The 974-nt window shown below is 38.4% G+C and carries 1 protein-coding gene and 1 tRNA gene; one reads left to right on the top strand and one right to left on the bottom strand.

Features of this window, described 5'->3' with window-relative positions; genetic code table 11:
- Positions 1–93: 93 nt before the first annotated feature.
- Positions 94–183 (bottom strand) — tRNA-Ser (locus ACFIO3_RS14015).
- 285 nt (positions 184–468) lie between these two features.
- Between ACFIO3_RS14015 and rplU the strand changes: the two genes are divergently transcribed.
- Entirely contained in the window at positions 469–945 is a 477-nt protein-coding gene (gene rplU / locus ACFIO3_RS14010) for a 50S ribosomal protein L21 (RefSeq protein ID WP_375606203.1), read from the top strand.
- Positions 946–974: the final 29 nt, after the last annotated feature.

The raw sequence follows: 974 nt of genomic DNA, 5'->3' as shown, positions 1-974 counted from the left end.
CTTTAAAACTCTTTGAAAAAAAATGAATTGGTACAAAACCTAGTGGCAAAATATACAAAACCTGCTGGCAAGCTACAATCGCTTTATAAACTGTGGCGGAGAGAGAGGGATTTGAACCCCCGATAGAGTTGCCTCTATGCCGCATTTCGAGTGCGGTGCTTTCAACCACTCAGCCATCTCTCCATAATAAAGTGAAACAAAAATCGGTATTATTTGAGTGTATAAGAGGTAGATAACCTTCAATTGTTTTTGGTACAACCTTTTTTTCTTTTTTATGGGACTTTATTGACAGAGAATAGAAATTCCTTCATATATACAAAATATAAGCGTGGGGAAATCTGCGCATATTTGTGTTGAAGAAGGTTTTATCCTTCTTTGAGATCTATTACGACTGATAAAAAGCAGCCTATTTTCCCTTATTTCAAGGCAGAAATTAAATAAGAGCTGGAGTGAACGGAAGGATAAAAAATGTTCGCAGTCATTAAAACTGGTGGTAAGCAATACCGCATTGTTGCTAATCAAGTGGTAAAAGTTGAAAAAGTTAGTGGAAATGCGGGTGATGTAGTTGAATTCAATGACATATTAATGGTTGGGCAAGAAGGTAATGCGGTTATTGGTACCCCTGTCGTTGCTGATGCATTGGTGACAGCTGAGATTTTAGAACAGGCACGTGGGCGCAAGGTTATCGCATTTAAGAAGCGCCGTCGTCAAAATTCTAAACGCACGCGTGGCCATCGTCAAGAGTTTACGAGGCTTCGTGTTTTAGAAATTTTAATGGGTGGTTCAAAACCTAAAAAAGTTGCTGAGAAACCTATAAAAGAAGAAACTACACCAAAAGAAACAAAAGCTTCTGCTTCTGTTGAGAAGACGGCTAAAAAAACGGTTGAAAAAAAGACTGCGTCGCAGAAGAAAGTATCTGTAGCATCAAAGAGTAAGAAAGATTAAAGGAGAGCGTCTATGGCACATAAAAAAGC

This window comes from Bartonella sp. AD328YNZD (genome assembly GCF_042196425.1).
The sequence above is the reverse complement of the archived record's forward strand: the minus strand, read 5'-3'. Positions and strand labels throughout refer to the sequence as shown.